Here is a 15447-nt window from a genome sequence, read left to right as displayed (position 1 = left end):
GGAGCGGCTCGGGGAGCCGTCAGTGCGCCGCGGGGACGAACGGGGCCAGCGAGGCCGCCAGCTCCTCGTGCACCCGGGCCTTGAGCAGGGTGCCCTCCGCGGTGTGCTCCTCGGAGATCACGTCGCCCTCGGCGTGCACCCGCGAGACCAGCCCGCCCTGCGTGTACGGCAGGAGCACCTCGACCTGGGTGCGCGGCCGCGGGAGTTCGGCGTCGATCAGCGCGAGCAGCTCGTCGATGCCCTTTCCGGTCCGCGCGGACACCGCGATCGAGTGCTTCTCGATGCGCAGCAGCCGCTGCAGCACCAGCGGGTCCGCCGCGTCCGCCTTGTTGATCACGACGATCTCGGGGATGTCGGTCGCGCCGACGTCGCGGATCACCTCGCGCACGGCGGCCAGCTGCTCCTCCGGCGCCGGGTGCGATCCGTCCACCACGTGCAGGATCAGGTCGGAGTCGCCGACCTCCTCCATGGTGGAGCGGAACGCCTCGACGAGGTGGTGCGGCAGATGCCGTACGAACCCGACGGTGTCGGCCAGCGTGTACAGGCGGCCGCTCGGCGTCTCGGCCCGGCGCACGGTCGGGTCGAGGGTGGCGAACAGTGCGTTCTCCACCAGGACGCCCGCGCCCGTCAGCCGGTTCAGCAGGGACGACTTGCCGGCGTTGGTGTATCCGGCGATCGCGACCGACGGCACCTTGTTGCGCCGCCGCTCCTGCCGCTTGATCTCGCGGCCCGTCTTCATCTCCGCGATCTCCCGGCGCATCTTCGCCATCTTCTCGCGGATCCGCCGCCGGTCCGTCTCGATCTTGGTCTCACCGGGACCACGGGTGGCCATACCGCCGCCGGAGGAACCGGAGCCGCCGCCACCCATCTGACGGGACAGCGACTGACCCCAGCCGCGCAGCCGGGGCAGCATGTACTGCATCTGCGCGAGCGACACCTGCGCCTTGCCCTCACGGGACTTGGCGTGCTGGGCGAAGATGTCGAGGATCAGGGCGGTGCGGTCGACCACCTTGACCTTGACGACGTCCTCGAGGTGGATCAGCTGGCCCGGGCTGAGCTCACCGTCGCAGACGACGGTGTCGGCCCCGGTTTCGAGCACGATGTCGCGCAGCTCGTTGGCCTTGCCCGAGCCGATGTACGTGGCCGGGTCCGGCTTGTCGCGGCGCTGGATCACCCCGTCGAGCACCAGCGCGCCCGCCGTCTCGGCGAGGGCGGCCAGCTCCGCGAGGGAGTTCTCCGCGTCCTGCACGGTCCCCGAGGTCCACACGCCGACCAGCACCACACGCTCCAGGCGCAGCTGCCGGTACTCGACCTCGGTGACGTCCTCGAGCTCGGTGGAGAGGCCCGCCACACGCCGCAGCGCCGCGCGCTCGTGGCGGTCGAACTGGTCGCCGTCGCGCTCCCCGTCGATCTCGTAGCTCCAGGCGACGTCCTCTTCCATCAGGGCATCGGCCCGAAGGCTCTCGGTGCGGGTGGTGTCCGCGAAGCTCTGTGCGTCCTGGGAAGGGGATGAAGAGGAGGTCATTGGATCCTTACGTCGAAGAAATACTCGGTGGAACACTCGGTTCGCCAGTCACAACGCGTGACTCACCCGGATCATTCCCGGGGGCGGGCCCCGGCATGCCCGGGCCCGGCAGCGCCGCCGACCCCTCGATGGTCGCACGGCGCGCCGGGCCCGTCACGCGGGTTTTCAGCGCTTCGCCCCCGGCTGCGCCCCCCTGGCCGGGTCCTTGCTGCGCCAGTCCGGGTGGCCGGGCATCCTCGGGGTCTTCGCGTCGTACAGCCAGCCCTTCAGGAAGGCCGTCAGGTCGCGTCCGGCGACCTCGGAGGCGAGGCGTACGAAGTCCGCGGTGCTCGCCGTGGAGTGCGCGTACTGCGTGACCCAGCGCCGTTCGAGCCGCTCGAAGGCGTCCTTGCCGATCTCCTGGCGCAGGGCGTAGAGGATCAGGGCCGAGCCGTCGTAGACCACCGGCCGGAAGAGGCTGGTCTTCTCGCCCGGCGCCGGGGCCTTCGGTGCGGCCGGGGGCCCGCCGGCCGCGCGCCAGCCGTCGGACGCCAGGTACGCGTTGCGCATCCGCTGCTCCAGCGACAGCTGGGCGGTCTCCTCCGCGTACAGGGCCTCGTACCAGGTGGCGTGGCCCTCGTTGAGCCACAGGTCGGACCAGGTGCGGGGGGAGACGCTGTTGCCGAACCACTGGTGGGCCAGCTCGTGGACCATGATGGAGTCGACGAACCACTTCGGGTAGTCACCGTCGGCGAACAGGGAGCGCTCGAAGAGGGAGAGGGTCTGGGTCTCCAGCTGGAAGCCGGTGTCGGCATCCGCGACGAGGACCCCGTACGTCTCGAACGGGTAGCGCCCGACCAGCCGCTCCATCCACTCCAGGTGGCCCGGCGTCTTGGCCAGCCAGGGCTCCAGGCGCTGGGCGTCGGCGGCCGGCACGACGTCGCGTACCGGCAGGCCGCGCGGGCCGGTGCGCTCGACGACGGCGGAGCGGCCGATGGTGACCTGGGCGAGCTCGGTGGCCATGGGGTGGGCGGTCCGGTAGAGCCAGGTCTGCCGGTCGCCCGCGACGGCCCGGGCGATCCGGCGCCCGTTGGCGACGGCCGTCAGCTCCTTGGGAGCGGTGATGCGGAAGGTGAAGTACGCCTTGTCGGCCGGGTGGTCGTTGCCGGGGAAGACACGGTGGGCCGCGTCGGCCTGGTTGGCCATCGCCAGCCCGTCGGAGGTGCGGACCCAGCCGCCCGCGTCGCGGGGGCCGCTCGGGTCGCTGGTGTGGGAGACGGCGATGCTCAGCGGGGTGCCCTGTTCGACCGGCTGGACCGGCAGGACGACCAGGTCCTCGCCGCTGCTCGCGAACTCGGCGCGCAGGCCGTTGACGTGCACCGAGCGGACGGTGCCGTGGGTGAAGTCGAGGTTGATGCGGTCCAGGCGTGCGGTGGCCCGCGCGTCGATCCTGGTGAAGGCGTCCAGCGGTTTGGTGTTGTCGCCCTGGTAGGTGAAGGCGATGTCGTACGTGAGGACGTCGTAGCCGGGGTTGCCGAGGTGGGGGAAGAGCGGGTCGCCGATGCCGAGCGGCTGGGGCTGGGGCACACCGGCGGCGATCAGGCCGGCCGAGGCGGCGATCAGCAGGGCCGCGCGGAGGCGTCGGGACGGTCGAGCGGGAGACCGGGATGTGAGGGACATGGGCAACCGCTATCAGCGCACCGGGCGCGGGCCGCGACGGCGCGCGCCCCGCGCACCTCCCGCGCACCCGAACGGCGTCGCACGCCCTCCCCCGGCCGGGCGCGCATCCGGACGCACCCGGCGTGTCGCCGACCGAGGGGCGCGCTCGCGAAGGGGAGGCGGGGATGCGCCGGTCCGGCTGGCCTGCGCCGGTCAGGGCCCTCCGGCGTTCCGCCGCCGCGCGCATGAGGGGCTCGTGCCTGCGGGTCAGCGGGGCTTGTGCCCTCCTCAGTGGGCGCGGGTGGCGTGCTGGTGCTGGGCCCGGCTGACGTCGTAGACGCCCGCCACGTCGCGCATCGCACGCATGAGGACGGGCAGCAGGGCCGCGTCGGGGAGCTGGAGCGTGTACGTGTGCCGGACCCGCTGCTCGCTGGGCGGTTCCACGGTGGCGGACACGATCGCGGCTCCGGCCGTGGCGATGGCTTCCGTGAGGTCGGCGAGCAGCCGCGGGCGGCCGAACGATTCGGCGACCAGGGTGACCCGGCACTCCGAGGTGTCACCCCAGCGCACGGCGACGGGCGCCCGCCCCAGCGCCTCCATGCGCCGTACGGCGGGGCACTCGGCGCGGTGCACGGTGACGTTGCCGCCGCGCACCGCGAAGCCCGTGACCGTGTCGGGCGGTACCGGGGTGCAGCAGCGGGCCAGGCGCACGGCCGCGTCGGGGAGGTCGGCGACCACGGCGTCCGCCACGGCGGGGGACGGAGTGCGGGAGCCGGCCGGGGTGCACTCGCCCGGCTCCGCCGCAGCGCCTTCGGACGACAACGGCCCCGTGGTGAGGGGCCCCGTGGTGAGGGGCCGCGGGCCGGTCGCCGGGGGCTTCGCCTCTTCGGGGTGCGCCGCGAGCCAGCCCGTGATGGCGATCCGCGCGGCGGGCGTGCTGGCGTGGTCCAGCCAGTCGGGCGACGGCCCCGAGGCGGCGTCCTGCGACGCGTCGGGCTCGGCGAGCAGCAGTTGCACGGTGTCGCCGTCGCTCAGCACGGTACCGAGCGAGGTCAGGCGTCCGTTGACGCGGGCGCCGACGCATGCGTGGGCGGCCTCGCCGTACTGCGCGTAGGCGGCGTCGACGCAGGTCGCACCGCCCGGCAGGGCCAGGGTGCCGCCGTCGGAGCGGAAGACGGTGATCTCGCCGTCCTGGGCCAGGTCGGCGCGGAGCGACGTCCAGAAGGTGTCGGGATCGGGGGTGGCCTGCTGCCACTCCAGCAGCCGGGACAGCCAGCCGGGGCGGGTCGGGTCGGCGCGCACCCCGTCCTCGCCGTCCTCGGCGCCTTCGACCGGGGCGTACGGGTTGCCGAGGGCGACGACACCCGCCTCGGCGACCTTGTGCATCTGGTGCGTACGGATGAGGACCTCGGCGACCGCACCGTCCGGCGACGCGACGGCGGTGTGCAGCGACTGGTACAGGTTGAACTTGGGCGCCGCGATGAAGTCCTTGAACTCGGAGATCACGGGTGTGAAGCAGGTGTGCAGCTCGCCGAGCACGCCGTAGCAGTCGGCGTCCTCACCGACCAGGACCAGGAGCCGACCGAAGTCGGTGCCGCGCAGCTCGCCTCGTTTGAGCCTGACCCGGTGCACCGAGACGAAGTGACGGGGGCGGACGAGGACTTCGGCGGTGATGCCAGCCTCCCGCAGCACGCTGCGGACATCGTCGGCGATGGCGGCCAGGGCGTCGCCTGCGGTGGCGTTGTCGGCGATGAGGGCGCGGGTCTGTTCGTACTCGGCGGGGTGGAGGATGGCGAAGACCAGGTCCTCCAGCTCGGTCTTGAGCGCCTGCACGCCGAGCCGCTCCGCGAGCGGGATGAGGACGTCGCGGGTGACCTTCGCGATCCGCGCCTGCTTCTCGGGGCGCATGACGCCGAGGGTGCGCATGTTGTGCAGCCGGTCGGCGAGTTTGATGGACATGACGCGGACGTCGTTGCCGGTGGCGACGAGCATCTTGCGGAACGTCTCGGGCTCTGCGGCGGCGCCGTAGTCGACCTTCTCCAGCTTGGTCACCCCGTCGACCAGGTAGCAGACCTCGTCGCCGAACTGCTCCCGCACCTGGTCGAGGGTCAGGTCCGTGTCCTCGACGGTGTCATGGAGCAGTGAGGCGGTCAACGTCGTGGTCTCCGCGCCGAGTTCGGCGAGGATCAGCGTGACGGCGAGCGGGTGGGTGATGTACGGCTCGCCGCTCTTGCGGAACTGGCCGCGGTGCGAGGACTCGGCGAGTACGTACGCCCGGTGCAGCACGGCCAGGTCGGCGTCCGGGTGGTGCGCCCGGTGGGCGTCGGCGACGTGGCTGATGGCGTCGGGCAGCCGGTCCCGCCCGCCGGGACCGAGCAGTGCGGCGCGGCCGAGCCTCCGGAGGTCGATCCTCGGGCGGCCGCGCCGGCGGCTGGGCGCGGGGTTGGTGGCCTCTGCGCTCATGGGGGCACCTCCGGCGGGGTCGACCGGCGGTGGACGGGCAAGGCATGCCCGCCGGGCCGGTGCTTGATGCTACCGAGCCCACCACGCAGCGCAGACCCGCTCTCGCTCAGCGTGAACGGGACCACCCATTCGAGCGAAGCTTCAGTCGTTTGCGTTTTCCGGGTGCTGCGCGGCCGGCGCGGGCGCGGACGCCGCGAACCAGGCCGGGTCGATGTGCCCCTCGGCGACGATGACGGCGGGGCCGGTCATGTCGATCTCGCCGTCGGGGTGCTCGGTGATCACCAGGGTGCCGCCGAGGACGTCCACGGTGTACGTGACGGGCGTGCCGGTGACGGACGGGTCGGCGCCGTCCCGGCGGGCCGTGGCGACGGCCACGGCGCACGCGCCCGTGCCGCACGAGCGGGTCTCGGCGGAGCCGCGCTCGTGGACGCGCATGGCGACGTGGCGGGGGCCGCGGTCGGCGACGAACTCGATGTTGACCCCGTCCGGGTAGGCCGCCGCGGGCGTGTAGTGCGGCTCGGACCGCAGATCGCCCGCCTGGGCGAGGTCCTCGACGAAGGCCACGGCGTGCGGGTTGCCCATGTTCACGTTCCGCGCGGGCCAGCTGTGGTCGCCGACGGTGACGGTGACGCCGTCCTCGGGCAGCCGGGCGCGGCCCATGGCGACGGTGACGTCGCCGTTCTTCGCCAGGTGGACCTGCTTGACGCCGGCGCGGGTGGCGACGGCGACGTCGCCGGCGGTGACGTGCCCGGCGGCCTGGAGGTAGCGGGCGAAGACCCGGACGCCGTTGCCGCACATCTCGGCGATCGAGCCGTCGGCGTTGCGGTAGTCCATGAACCACTCGGCCTCACCGGCCATGTCCCGCGCCTCGGGGTGGGCGGCGGAGCGGACGACGTGCAGGAGCCCGTCGCCCCCGATGCCGGCCCGGCGGTCGCAGATGCGGGCGACCGCGGCGGGGGGCAGGTCGATGGCGTTGTCCGGGTCGGGCACGATCACGAAGTCGTTCTCGGTGCCGTGGCCCTTGAGGAAGGCGATGGGCGCGGTGGTCATGCGCTCCATCGTACGAGTGGCCTACGAAACGGCCCTCGCCCAGGCCTTGCGAGCGGCCGCGCCGCCCGGCCGCGTGGGGCTGCGGGTCACGGCGGGCCCGGGGCCGCGGGCGGTCGGCAGCGGCCGGCTCCCGGTGGCGGAGAGGCTGTGCGTCGCGCACGCCCGGGCCGCAGGCGGATCAGCGTAGGTGGGATCCCGACTCGCAGCAGATCAGCCGAGCCGGAATCCCCGGCGCAATGAGTGCTGTGCGTCGCACCCGGCCCGAGGCCGGGATCAGCTCGGGCGGGCCACCTGGCGGCCGTAACGGATCGGCGGGACGATCCCCTGACGCAGCCGGATCAGCCGCGGTCGGCCACCGGCGACTGCCGCGGGCCGGCGGAGTCGAGCCACGCGCCGTAGCCCGACGGCCGTCGAGGCTCAGCGGAGGCGGGCCACGCGCCAGACCGCCAGGATCACCAGGACCGCGACGCCGACGGCGTACAGCGCGAACACGCGCCAGTCGGGGCGCTCGCCGGAGCCCCGGGCGGGCAGGCCCGGCCAGGTGTAGCCGACGCGGCGGGCGGCCATCATGCCCCAGCCGGCGGCGCAGCCGCACAGCAGCAGCCCCAGCATGGCGAGGACCGCGCCGCCGTCGCCCGAGCCGAAGGCGAGGGGGAAGGCGAACATCAGGGAGCCGATCGCGGCGAGCCCCACGATGGGGGCGAGCTGCCAGATGCGCAGTTTGCGCTGCGGGCGCAGCTCGACCTCGACCTCGTCCGGGGTGATCTCCTGGGCCCCGTCCTCGTCGAGGTCGGGACCGTCCGGGCTCAGGCCCGGCGCTTCCGGCACCCGTGCCTCAGCCGTGCCTTCTCCGCCCCGCCGTGTCATGTCGTCCGGTGCTTCGTACTGTTCTCTGTCGCGAGGGCCGGCCTCCATCGCCACGCGCCCTCCCAACTCGGACTCCACTGGTCGATCGATGCTCGATGATGGCACGCTCCTGGCCGCCGGAATGACGGGCAGTGCGTCCCGATGCCATCACGTGATCAGGCTGTAACCGCTCGTTCGACCAACGACAGCGCTCGGTGCGGGAGTTCCGCGCGGTCCGACACGGCTCCGCTGAGCCAGTGCACGCGCGGATCCCGGCGGAACCACGAGTCCTGGCGGCGCGCGAAGCGCTTGGTGGCGCGTACGGTGTCGGCACGCGCCTCCTCCTCGGTGCACTCCCCCGCGAGGGCGGCGAGCACCTGCTGGTAGCCGAGCGCGCGGGAGGCGGTGCGGCCCTCCCGCAGTCCCTGCGCCTCCAGGGCGCGCACCTCGTCGACGAGCCCGGCCTCCCACATGCGGTCCACGCGGGCGGCGATCCGCTCGTCCAGCTCGGGGCGCCCGACGTCCACGCCGATCTGCACGGTGTCGTACACCGAGTCGTGACCGGGAAGATTGGCCGTGAAGGGCTTCCCGGTGATCTCGATGACCTCGAGCGCCCGGACGATGCGGCGGCCGTTGCCGGGCAGGATCGCGCGGGCGGCGTCCGGGTCGGCGGCGGCGAGGCGGGCGTGCAGGACGCCGGAGCCGCGCTCCTCCAATTCGGCTTCGAGGCGGGCGCGCACGGCGGGGTCGGTGCCCGGGAACTCGAGGGCGTCGATGGCGCCGCGCACGTACAGTCCGGAGCCACCGACGAGGACGGGAGTGCGCCCCTCGGCGAGCAGTCGGTCGATCTCGGCGCGGGCGAGCCGTTGGTACTCGGCGACGCTGGCCGTCTCGGTGACGTCCCAGATGTCGAGGAGGTGGTGCGGGATGCCACCGCGCTCCCCGAGGGTCAGCTTGGCGGTTCCGATGTCCATCCCCCGGTAGAGCTGCATGGAATCGGCGTTGACGACTTCGCCGCCAAGCTGCTGGGCGAGGAAGACACCCAGATCGGACTTTCCAGCCGCGGTGGGACCGACGACGGCGATGACCCGCGGGGCGGGAGCTGCACTTCTCACCGACCCAGTCTCGCAAACCTCGGGAGCCCTTCCCGAACGAGTTACGTGACGCCCCGGGTTCGGGGTCGTTGCCTGTTGCGAGGTTCCGACCGCCGGTTTTCAGGACCGGCTCCACCGGGCGACGCAATGGGACGCTCCGGACGGCGCGGAATTTCGCCCACACGAGTACGCTATGGAGTAGACATGGGCGCTTTTGCATGGTTTCGCCGGAAGGGTAAGGAGTCTGCCGCGGCATCGACCGAGGAGACGGCGACCACCCCGGTGACAGCGGCCGGCGAGGCCGGAGCGGAGGCGGAGGCGGAGGCGCCCGGGACGGCGCCGGAGCCAAGTGGGACGGCGGAGGCGGACGATACGGCGGCGACATCGGAGACGGCCGCGGAGGGAGTGGACATCCCCAAGCAGCAGTCGGCCGAGGAAGCGGCGGACAACGAAGCCGGCGAAGGCGCGCGCAAGTGACACTCGCGTCGCCGACCCCTGACGAAGGCGACTCCGAGGGATGGTGACCATGGGCTTCCTGCATCAGATGAAGGCCAAGCTCGCTCCTGCGAAGGACAAGGTCCAGGATTTCGCGCACCAGCACGAGGGCAGGGTCGACCAGGGGCTCGACAAGGCCGCGCGAATGGTCGACCGGGGGACCAAGGGCAAGTACAGCGACAGGATCCAGTCCGGTACGGGAAAGGCCAAGGACGCCTTCGGCCGGTTCGCCCACAGGGAGGAGGGCGGCACACCGCCGCCGCCTCCGGGTTCGACGTCCTGACCTCTCGCACACGACAACGGCGGACGGCCACGGAGCACGGTTGCTCCGGGGCCGTCCGCCGTTGTGCCGCCGTCTCCGGCGCGCGGGGGGGGGCGGACCGTGTCCGCGCCGACGTCCGCGTCCGCCCGGCCCGGCCCGGCCCGAGCGTCCGGGCTACGACCAGACCGCGACGACGTACCCGACGCCGTACGGAGCGTCCTCGTACAGCAGGCGGCCCTCCAGGGCGGTGTCCCCGGCGGCGCCCGCCAGTACCTGCCAGGGGGCGCGGCCGGCGGCCTGCAGCTCGGACGCGAGGCGGGGATCCAGCGCCGCGAGGGCCTCGGTGTCCGCCGTACCGAGGGCGCGGGCGGCGCGCTCGTCGAAACCGGCGGCGCGCTCGTCGAGATAACCAGGGGCCTTGAGGGAGCGGCGCGCACTGCCGTCGCCCAGCACCAGCAGGGCGACGCGCCCGGCGCCTGCGGCCAGTTCGCGGCCGGTCGCGGCGCAGCGGGCGGCGTCCAGGTGCTCCCCCACGGCCAGGCCCTCGACGGGGGCGCCGGCCTGGCCGGTCCGTGCGAGGAGCCAGGCTCCGACGGCGAGCGACGCGGGCAGCCGCGGCCCGTCCGCGGTGCCGTCGCCGGGCGCGCCCAGCGCGACGTCGAGGTCCACGCCGAAGCCGCGGAAATCCCCCTGCGTGCCCGCCGCGTACCGCGTCACCGCGTCCCCTGCCGTCGGCCCGACCACGACGAGCCGGTCGGGCCGCGCGGCGGCGAGGACGGCGAGGGCGTCGGAGCACGCCGTGCGGGCGGCGTCGAGTTCGGGCGCGGCCCCGGCGGCGACGTCGGGGACGAGGAGCGGGGGGCAGGGGCAGACAGCCGCGGCGACAAGCATGATCCGCAGCGTAGTCGCTGCGTTCCGCCGTCGGCCCGCAGGTCAGCGCACGCGGACCGCCCCGGTCGCGCCGGGACGGAAAAGGGGCCTGGCCCGTCCCGGCGACCGTACGCACGCCCCGCCCCGGTCCCCGCACGCCCCGCCCCGGTCCACGCACGGCCCCGCCCCGGGCCGGGCCGCCACGGTGGCACGCCCCTGCCCAGACGCGGCCTTCCGCCTCAGCGACCTCGCATGCGTCCCGCAGCGCGGCCTTCGCCCCAGCCGGCCCCGCACGCCGACACCTCGGACCCAGCCCTCCGGCTCGACCGACCCCGCACGCGCCCCGCAGCAGCCTTCGCCTCTGCCGGTTCCGTACCCGCCCCGCAGCGCAGCTTTCGCCTCAGCCGACCGCGCAGCCTCCGGTGACCGGCGGGAGGGGTGCCGGGACGCCGATGCCGGGGAGGCCCAGCATGACGCCGGCTGCCGGCTCGGCCGGCGGTGCGGCGATGCGCTTCTCCCAGGCGTCGCCCGCGCGGGTGCGGCGCACCCGGGTCGTCGGGCCCTCCGCGAGCAGGTGGTGCGGGGCGGCATAGGTGATCTCGACGGTCACCACGTCACCCGGGCGGACCGCCTCTTCCGGCTTGGTGAAGTGCACCAGCCGGTTGTCGGGGGCACGGCCGGACAGGCGGTGCGTGGTGTCGTCCTTGCGGCCCTCGCCCTCGGCGACCATGACCTCCAGGGTGCGGCCGACCTGCTTCTTGTTCTCCTCCCAGGAGATCTCCTCCTGGAGGGCGACCAGGCGCTCGTAACGCGCCTGCACGACCGCCTTGGGGATCTGGTTCTCCATCTCGGCCGCCGGGGTCCCGGGACGCTTGGAGTACTGGAAGGTGAAGGCCTGCGCGAACCGGGCCTCGCGCACCACGTGCAGCGTCTGCTCGAAGTCCTCCTCGGTCTCCCCGGGGAAGCCCACGATGATGTCGGTGGAGATCGCGGCGTGCGGGATGGCCTCCCGCACCTTGTGGATGATCCCCAGGAAGCGGTCCTGGCGGTACGAGCGGCGCATCGCCTTGAGAACCGTGTCCGAGCCGGACTGCAGCGGCATGTGGAGCTGCGGCATCACGTTCGGCGTCTCCGCCATCGCGGCGATCACGTCGTCGGTGAAGTCACGGGGATGGGGGGAGGTGAAGCGCACGCGCTCCAGGCCCTCGATGGTCCCGCAGGCGCGCAGCAGCTTGGAGAACGCCTCGCGGTCACCGATGTCGGACCCGTACGCGTTCACGTTCTGGCCGAGCAGGGTGATCTCGGAGACGCCCTCGGCGACCAGGGCCTCGATCTCGGCGAGGATGTCACCGGGGCGGCGGTCCTTCTCCTTGCCGCGCAGCGCGGGGACGATGCAGAAGGTGCAGGTGTTGTTGCAGCCGACCGAGATGGAGACCCAGGCGGCGTACGCGGACTCGCGCCGGGTCGGCAGCGTGGAGGGGAACGCCTCCAGCGACTCGGCGATCTCGATCTGCGCCTCTTCCTGGACGCGGGCGCGCTCCAGGAGGACCGGCAGCTTGCCGATGTTGTGCGTACCGAAGACGACGTCGACCCACGGCGCCTTCTTGACGATCGTGTCCCGGTCCTTCTGGGCCAGGCAGCCGCCGACGGCGATCTGCATGCCGGGCCGCTGCGACTTCTTGGGGGCGAGCCGCCCGAGGTTGCCGTACAGCTTGTTGTCGGCGTTCTCCCGTACCGCGCAGGTGTTGAAGACCACCACGTCGGCGTCGCCGTCGGAGCCTTCCGGCGCGCGGACGTAGCCGGCGTCCTCCAACAGGCCGGAGAGGCGCTCGGAGTCGTGGACGTTCATCTGGCACCCGTAGGTGCGTACCTCGTACGTTTTCAAACCGTCCACTGCTCCGCCAGACACGTCGTTACCGCTCACCCGTCCAGGGTAAGGGCTCCCGCGGGGCCGCTCGGCGCCATACCGCACAGCTCAGAGGTCACGGTGGCGGCCGGACCGTCGAGGAGCGGACCGAGCGCCGGCTCGAAGCCGCGGCCGTCCGGTCCGGCCGGGCCGGACCCGGCGCCGTCGGCGTGCTGCCTGGGACGTCAGCGCCGCGAGGGTGCTCACCGGGCGACCGCCGGATCGGCGATGTGGAAGCTGCCGTACGTGTGGACGCGGTCCTGCGCAATCCAGCGCGTGGCAGCCGCCGCTGATGATGACCAGCACGTGGTCGCCGGGCCCCACTCCAGCGCGGCCCGGTCCAGCGCCGGGTCCTCCCGGCACGCGGTGTTCACGAGGTTGCGGTCGTGCGGCGCGCCGAACACCCGTCCGGTCAGTGCGGCGCCCGCGCGCGGGCCGGGCAGTGCGCGGGGTCCCCAGGAACCGGCGTGACGACAGCGGAGGAGGAGTCCATTGCCTCACCATGGGGCCCCGCGACCGGGGGCTGTCCTCCGTCACCGCGGAGCCACGCGGATTCGCCCGACCGGCGGACCGCCGGCGGTGACTCGCTAGGCCGACCGGGGGGCATGTCTTACCCGTCGGGCCGGTACGGCTGACGCGCGGGCCGGCCTGCGGGACCATCGAGGCCCGCCGCGGCGTGGACCGGTCCGGCGGCCGGTCGGCCGACCCGGATCACCCGTGCCGGACGATCGACAGACCGAACGACTGACCGAACGCCCGACCGGAACGCCCGCTGGGAGCCGACGGCGCCGGACCGGAACACCCGGACGGGCGCCACCGGGCGACCGGCCGGCTCCCGCCGCGTCCGACTGCGGCACCCGCACCGGACAACCGACCCAGACGACCGACCTCGGACTCCGACCCGACGACCGACCTCGGCCCCCGGACCTGCACCCGGCCCCACCCCCGGACCGGACACCCGGCAGGTACCGGAATCCCGGGCGCCACCCGCCCCACCGGCTCCGGTGCACCACCCCACCGGCTCGGCGACGAGCCCGACGACCCCTTCGATGAGAGGACACCGCCATGGCCCAGCAGGCACGTCCCCGTGTGACACCGGCGATGGTCCGGGTCGCCGCCGTCGCCCCGGCGGTCGCCACCGCCGTGGCGTCCGCCCCGCGCACGCCCCGACCCGGCCGAACGCGCCGCCGGCCGCACCCGCTGCTGCTCATCCCGGCGGCGTAGGGCCATGGCCATGCCCGGTTCCCGCACCGCGCAGCACTACCGCCGGTCCGTCCTGCCCTACTACAGGCGCATCGGCTCCCGGTGGGGCTACGCGATGCTCCTGGGGCGGACGCGGCATTTCGGGTGGTACGAGCCCGGCCAGTCGCCGTGGGACTTCGCGGCGTCCATGCGCCGGATGGAGGCCATGACGGCCCGGAAGCTGGCGCTGCCCGCCGGTTCGCGCGTCCTCGACGCCGGATGCGGTGTGGGCGACGTGGCCCGCACCGTCGCCACGGAGGGCGGCCTGCACGTCACGGGCCTCGACGGCATCGCCTCCGACGTCGCCATCGCCCGCCGGCGCACGGCCCGGGCGTCCGGGCACGCGGCCCGGGCGACCCGGTTCGTCGTGGGGGACTACCACGCGCTGCCGTTCGCGGACGGCTCCTTCGACGGGCTGTACACCATGGAGTCCTTCGTCCACGCCGCGGACCCGCGGCAGGCGCTGTCGGAGTTCTTCCGCGTCGTACGGCCCGGGGGGCGGCTCGTCATGTTCGAGTACTCGCGCACGCCGCGCGCCGAGCTCGCCCCGCGCGCGGACAGCGTGCTCTCCGACATCTGCGAGCTGGCCGCGATGCCCGCGATGCTGCCGCACGGGCATCTCGAGCGGCTCGTGTCCGAGGCGGGCTTCGAGGTGGAGTCCGTCACCGACATCACCGCCCGTGTCCTGCCCATGCTGCGCGCCTTCTCCCTCCTCGGGCGCGTGCCGTACGCGGTGGCCCGGAGCGTGGGGCGCGGCGACCTGCTGGTCAATGCCATGAGCGGCGTGGAGCTGTACCGGCACCAGGAGACGTGGCGGTACAACATCTGCACCGCCGCGAGACCGTGAGGCCCGCCAGGGGAGGGCAGCGGCGCCGCTCGGGATGACGTCCGCCGGCACCGCCCGGATGACGTCCGCCCGCACCGCCCGGATGAGGTCCGCCCGCACCGCCCGGATGACGTCCGTGTGACGTCCGGTGCACCCCGAGCGACGGACGGCCCGGCTTCCGGGAGGGGCCTGGCCAGGGCGGCGCGTGAGCTGGCAGGATCGCGCCCATGCTCCCGGACCTGCCCCGCATCAGCCGCCGCCACGCCCTCGAGGGGTCGGCCGCGGTGCTCGTGGTGCTGGGGCTGCTGCTGTGGTGGCTGCTCCCGGCCGGGGAGCCGTCCCCGCAGGGCAGGGTCACCTTCAGCACCGGCGTGCCGACCGGGGTCTACCAGCGGTACGGCGCCCTGCTGGAGGACGCCCTGGACCGCGAGGTCCCGGACGTCTCGATAAGCCTGCGCACCAGCGAGGGCTCCCAGCAGAACCTGGCCCGGCTCGCCTCGGGTGAGGCCGACTTCACCATCGCCACGGCCGACGCGGTCGCCACCTACCTCCGCGACGGCAGGCCCGGAGCGTCCCGGCTGCGCGGCTGCGCGCGGCTGTACGACGACTACGCGCAGCTGGTCGTGCCCAGGTCCTCGAAGGTCCGGTCGGCCCAGGACCTGCGCGGTCTGCGGGTCGGCGTCGGCCAGGAGGGCTCGGGCGTGCGGCTGATCGCGAACCGGCTGCTGACGGCCGCGGGGCTGGACCCGGCGCAGGACGTCCGACCGGTCTCCGCCGGTATCGACACCATGCCGAAGCTGCTGGAGGACGACCGGCTGGACGCCTTCTTCTGGTCGGGCGGGCTGCCCACCAGCGCCGTGCAGAAGCTCTCGGAGCGCTTCCCCGTCCGGCTCGTGCCGCTGCCGGAGGAGCTGGTGGACCGCGTCCACGCGCAGGGCGGCAGCAGCCGGTACTACCGGTCCGCGGTGATGCCCGCCGACGCCTATGCCCGCGCCCAGGAGGGCCGGCCGGTCGAGACGGTCGCGGTCGCCAACCTGCTCGTGACCACCGACCGGACCGATCCGGCGATGGCGGAGGCGTTCACCCGTACGGTGATCAGGAGCCGGGACCGGATCGGGCGCGAGGTGCACCCGGCGCAGCTCGTGGATCTCCGTACGGCGATCTACACCGACCCGCTGCCGCTGCACGAGGGCGCGCGGCGCTACTACCTCTCGGTCAAGCCCTGACCCA

Annotated in this window: 14 protein-coding genes; 5 read left to right on the top strand and 9 right to left on the bottom strand. The window is 73.7% G+C overall.

Translation table 11 applies throughout. The annotated features are described in order from the left end of the window. Nucleotides 1-19 precede the first annotated feature (19 nt). The 6 genes from hflX to miaA form a co-directional block, all read right to left on the bottom strand. On the bottom strand, nucleotides 20-1525 hold the full coding sequence (hflX, locus tag IH00_RS0120965) for a GTPase HflX (RefSeq protein ID WP_031075827.1): 1506 nt from the start codon (nucleotides 1523-1525) through the stop codon (nucleotides 20-22). Between the two features lie 165 nt (nucleotides 1526-1690). Continuing rightward, complete coding sequence (locus IH00_RS0120960; RefSeq protein WP_031075825.1) at nucleotides 1691-3184, bottom strand: M1 family metallopeptidase; 1494 nt, start codon at nucleotides 3182-3184, stop codon at nucleotides 1691-1693. A gap of 267 nt (nucleotides 3185-3451) precedes the next feature. Continuing rightward, nucleotides 3452-5626 (bottom strand): RelA/SpoT family protein, encoded by a 2175-nt coding sequence (locus IH00_RS0120955; RefSeq protein WP_031075823.1) that lies wholly within the window; start codon nucleotides 5624-5626, stop codon nucleotides 3452-3454. Nucleotides 5627-5767: 141 nt separating this feature from the next. Next, entirely contained in the window at nucleotides 5768-6676 is a 909-nt protein-coding gene (gene dapF, locus IH00_RS0120950; protein ID WP_052411531.1) for a diaminopimelate epimerase, read from the bottom strand. A 417-nt stretch (nucleotides 6677-7093) separates the two neighbouring features. Then, nucleotides 7094-7591 (bottom strand): DUF1129 domain-containing protein, encoded by a 498-nt coding sequence (locus IH00_RS0120945; RefSeq protein ID WP_031075818.1) that lies wholly within the window; start codon nucleotides 7589-7591, stop codon nucleotides 7094-7096. Between the two features lie 107 nt (nucleotides 7592-7698). Next, nucleotides 7699-8637: a tRNA (adenosine(37)-N6)-dimethylallyltransferase MiaA gene (gene miaA / locus IH00_RS0120940; protein WP_031075816.1), complete on the bottom strand. Its 939-nt coding sequence runs from the start codon at nucleotides 8635-8637 to the stop codon at nucleotides 7699-7701. Between the two features lie 183 nt (nucleotides 8638-8820). On the opposite strand from miaA, the gene IH00_RS0120935 reads away from it, so the two are divergent. Both IH00_RS0120935 and IH00_RS0120930 read left to right on the top strand, forming a co-directional pair. Continuing rightward, nucleotides 8821-9093 carry a hypothetical protein gene (locus IH00_RS0120935; protein ID WP_031075814.1) on the top strand — a complete coding sequence of 91 codons (273 nt, stop codon included), beginning with the start codon at nucleotides 8821-8823 and terminating at the stop codon, nucleotides 9091-9093. Between the two features lie 49 nt (nucleotides 9094-9142). Next, nucleotides 9143-9394 (top strand): antitoxin, encoded by a 252-nt coding sequence (locus IH00_RS0120930; RefSeq protein WP_031075811.1) that lies wholly within the window; start codon nucleotides 9143-9145, stop codon nucleotides 9392-9394. A gap of 153 nt (nucleotides 9395-9547) precedes the next feature. On the opposite strand, the gene IH00_RS0120925 is transcribed toward IH00_RS0120930, so the two are convergent. The 3 genes from IH00_RS0120925 to IH00_RS42020 form a co-directional block, all read right to left on the bottom strand. Further along, entirely contained in the window at nucleotides 9548-10264 is a 717-nt protein-coding gene (locus IH00_RS0120925) for a class III extradiol dioxygenase subunit B-like domain-containing protein (RefSeq protein WP_031075808.1), read from the bottom strand. A 379-nt stretch (nucleotides 10265-10643) separates the two neighbouring features. Beyond that, nucleotides 10644-12137 (bottom strand): tRNA (N6-isopentenyl adenosine(37)-C2)-methylthiotransferase MiaB, encoded by a 1494-nt coding sequence (gene miaB / locus IH00_RS0120920; RefSeq protein ID WP_199819788.1) that lies wholly within the window; start codon nucleotides 12135-12137, stop codon nucleotides 10644-10646. Between the two features lie 215 nt (nucleotides 12138-12352). Then, the gene (locus tag IH00_RS42020; protein WP_158827877.1) at nucleotides 12353-12523 is read right to left on the bottom strand and encodes a hypothetical protein; all 171 of its coding nucleotides are present in this window, start codon (nucleotides 12521-12523) and stop codon (nucleotides 12353-12355) included. Between the two features lie 691 nt (nucleotides 12524-13214). On the opposite strand from IH00_RS42020, the gene IH00_RS42810 reads away from it, so the two are divergent. The 3 genes from IH00_RS42810 to IH00_RS0120895 all read left to right on the top strand — a co-directional run bounded on the left by IH00_RS42810 (nucleotide 13215) and on the right by IH00_RS0120895 (nucleotide 15443). Beyond that, nucleotides 13215-13373 (top strand): hypothetical protein, encoded by a 159-nt coding sequence (locus IH00_RS42810; RefSeq protein ID WP_158827875.1) that lies wholly within the window; start codon nucleotides 13215-13217, stop codon nucleotides 13371-13373. A gap of 10 nt (nucleotides 13374-13383) precedes the next feature. Continuing rightward, nucleotides 13384-14238, top strand: a complete 855-nt coding sequence (locus IH00_RS0120905; RefSeq protein ID WP_031075802.1) for a class I SAM-dependent methyltransferase — start codon at nucleotides 13384-13386, stop codon at nucleotides 14236-14238. Nucleotides 14239-14444: 206 nt separating this feature from the next. Beyond that, on the top strand, nucleotides 14445-15443 hold the full coding sequence (locus IH00_RS0120895) for a TAXI family TRAP transporter solute-binding subunit (RefSeq protein ID WP_031075800.1): 999 nt from the start codon (nucleotides 14445-14447) through the stop codon (nucleotides 15441-15443). Nucleotides 15444-15447: the final 4 nt, after the last annotated feature.

Source organism: Streptomyces sp. NRRL S-118 (assembly GCF_000716335.1).
Lineage (GTDB): Bacteria > Actinomycetota > Actinomycetes > Streptomycetales > Streptomycetaceae > Streptomyces.
The sequence above is the reverse complement of the archived record's forward strand: the minus strand, read 5'-3'. Positions and strand labels throughout refer to the sequence as shown.

Bases quoted from the DNA above. Each gene is read 5' to 3' on its own strand.
- hflX (WP_031075827.1), bottom strand. From the start codon at position 1,525: ATGACCTCCTCTTCATCCCCTTCCCAGGACGCACAGAGCTTCGCGGAC.
- IH00_RS0120960 (WP_031075825.1), bottom strand. From the start codon at position 3,184: ATGTCCCTCACATCCCGGTCTCCCGCTCGACCGTCCCGACGCCTCCGC.
- IH00_RS0120955 (WP_031075823.1), bottom strand. From the start codon at position 5,626: ATGAGCGCAGAGGCCACCAACCCCGCGCCCAGCCGCCGGCGCGGCCGC.
- dapF (WP_052411531.1), bottom strand. From the start codon at position 6,676: ATGACCACCGCGCCCATCGCCTTCCTCAAGGGCCACGGCACCGAGAAC.
- IH00_RS0120945 (WP_031075818.1), bottom strand. From the start codon at position 7,591: ATGGAGGCCGGCCCTCGCGACAGAGAACAGTACGAAGCACCGGACGAC.
- IH00_RS0120935 (WP_031075814.1), top strand. From the start codon at position 8,821: ATGGGCGCTTTTGCATGGTTTCGCCGGAAGGGTAAGGAGTCTGCCGCG.
- IH00_RS0120930 (WP_031075811.1), top strand. From the start codon at position 9,143: ATGGGCTTCCTGCATCAGATGAAGGCCAAGCTCGCTCCTGCGAAGGAC.
- IH00_RS0120925 (WP_031075808.1), bottom strand. From the start codon at position 10,264: ATGCTTGTCGCCGCGGCTGTCTGCCCCTGCCCCCCGCTCCTCGTCCCC.
- IH00_RS42810 (WP_158827875.1), top strand. From the start codon at position 13,215: ATGGCCCAGCAGGCACGTCCCCGTGTGACACCGGCGATGGTCCGGGTC.
- IH00_RS0120905 (WP_031075802.1), top strand. From the start codon at position 13,384: ATGCCCGGTTCCCGCACCGCGCAGCACTACCGCCGGTCCGTCCTGCCC.
- IH00_RS0120895 (WP_031075800.1), top strand. From the start codon at position 14,445: ATGCTCCCGGACCTGCCCCGCATCAGCCGCCGCCACGCCCTCGAGGGG.